Below are 2,109 nucleotides of genomic sequence, written 5' to 3' on the forward strand. Positions count from 1 at the left end.
TATTGCTTTTTTTATACAAAAAATAAAGAAAATTTATTTTTTGTATAAAATTTATATATTACTATTTTTTTGATGGTAACTTGCATCGTGACTTTCAAAATAACATAAATTAAATTCTTGTTTTATTTAATAGATTTTAATAAATTAATATATAATTAAAATACATTATTAATATAAATTAAGGAGTTTCATAAATGAGACAATCAAAGAATAAAGAAGCATATAAAAAAATAAGATTACATATAGATGATACAATGTCTACAAGAATTGATCAGGTGCATCAACCAATCGGTGGAACAACATGTGGTGATGAATGCTTTGCAAATGCTAATGCAAATTATGTTTTATGATCTAAACAACAAAATGAAAAACAAAAAAACAAAGAAGTAGTTTTAGAAAATTTACAAGATTTAGGTTCATGTTCAACAGGTTATAATAAAAACTGTCACTTAGGTAAAAAATGTCCTTATTATCAAGCACCAGCAGATGAAGATCAAGGACCAAAACCTTCAAGAAAAGCAAAGAAAAATCAACGTCAAAGACATCTTAGAAACACTCAAAATGTTTATGTTGAACAACCACAACCAGAAGTTATTGTAAAAGAAATAGTTGCAGCTCCTGAAGTTACAAAAAAAGCTCTTGAAGAAGAAGTAGAAGAACCAGTATTTATCTCTGTTGAAAACAATGAAGTTGTTAAAGCTCAAATAGTTCACTTTGATGAAGAAGTTAAACAAGAACCAGTTATTCAAGTTCAATACGACGAAGAAGACATGGAAGAAGAATGAAAACCAATTAATGAAGAAACAGAAGAAATTCATATGGTACAAAAAACTTCTCCTCAACCAGAAGAAATAATTATCGAAGAAGTTAAACAAGAACAAATATTACAAAATAAACCTATTATTGAAGAAATACCAGTAATTGTTGAAGAAGAAAAAGTTCCAGTTAAAAGATATACACTTGAAAATGAATCTTTGTTATATAGAGAATATGCTCAATTCTTAAAATCAAAACAATAAATTGAAAATATAAAACATAAAGTTACAAACTTTATGTTTTAATTTACATTTTATTTCAAATATTTATCTAATAATTGCTTTGCAATAAACTCAACAACTTTAACATTCACAGCATTACCAAACTGTTTATATGCTTGGTAATCAATATCATTACAAATAAAATTTTCTGAAAAACTTTGTAGTCTTGAAGCTTCTTTTGGTGTTATTCTTCTTTTATATTTACCAATAATTGGTAACTGCACCATAGCAACAAGAGCAGGAAAAACATCAGGTTTTTTTACTCTTACACCAGAGGGTCTGAACTGAATAATTGTTTCTCATATTGATTTATATTCACCACCACACTGTCACTCAAGTTTTTTTTCTGTTTTGGTAAAATCGCTCAGATTGTTCCATTTTTTTAACCAATTTTTAATAAATTTATTGTTATATTTAAATAGTAAGTGATTTTTAATAATAAAATCATTTTTTCACTTTTTGTTATCAGATGATATTAAAGATTTATTAATAAACTCATCTGCTCAAACTGGAAAACCAATGGTACCTAAAAAAGGTTCTTTAATAAATTCCTTTGTTTTTACGGATTTTTTAGGTATAAATTTAATACCTTTAATAAATTCATCTCAACAATGCAATAATTTTTGTTCATGATTACTTATATGATATTTTTGATCCGCTTCCTTATCTAGTATTGATTCAATATTAGTTTTATATTGATTCTTTGTAGGTAATTGAATTTTAAAATCTTCTAAATTTAAAGTTTTATGATAAGCTAAAATAATGACTCTTTCTCTGAGTTGAGGAATACCTAAATTATGAGGGCTAATAACTATTGGTTCAGAATTTATTATATAACCAAGATTTTGAAGTGTTTCTTTAATTATTTGTCAAGTTTTACCATTATCATGTGAAACAAGATTTCTCACATTTTCAAGAATTACAATTGGGGTTTTTTGATATTTTAAAATTTTAGAAATATCAAAAAACAAAGTCCCTGGGACTGTACGATATTTTGTGTAAATTCTCATAAACTTATTTTTTGATAATAAGAGAATTGCGATAGCAAAACACAAATCTGGTCTAATTATAA

At 25.5% G+C, this 2,109-nt stretch carries 2 protein-coding genes; one reads left to right on the forward strand and one right to left on the reverse strand.

The window, feature by feature from the left end; all coding sequences use genetic code 4:
* Window positions 1-194 precede the first annotated feature (194 nt).
* On the forward strand, window positions 195-1,019 hold the full coding sequence (locus BU00_RS0103490; RefSeq protein ID WP_027121490.1) for a hypothetical protein: 825 nt from the start codon (window positions 195-197) through the stop codon (window positions 1,017-1,019).
* A gap of 50 nt (window positions 1,020-1,069) precedes the next feature.
* Here the strand turns inward: BU00_RS0103490 and dcm are convergent.
* Window positions 1,070-2,109 (reverse strand): DNA (cytosine-5-)-methyltransferase (gene dcm / locus BU00_RS04730; RefSeq protein ID WP_156926442.1); only part of this gene is annotated, 1,040 nt, incomplete at its 5' end.

Source organism: Mycoplasma leonicaptivi ATCC 49890, assembly GCF_000622205.1.
Classification (GTDB): domain Bacteria; phylum Bacillota_I; class Bacilli_A; order Mycoplasmatales; family Metamycoplasmataceae; genus Mycoplasmopsis; species Mycoplasmopsis leonicaptivi.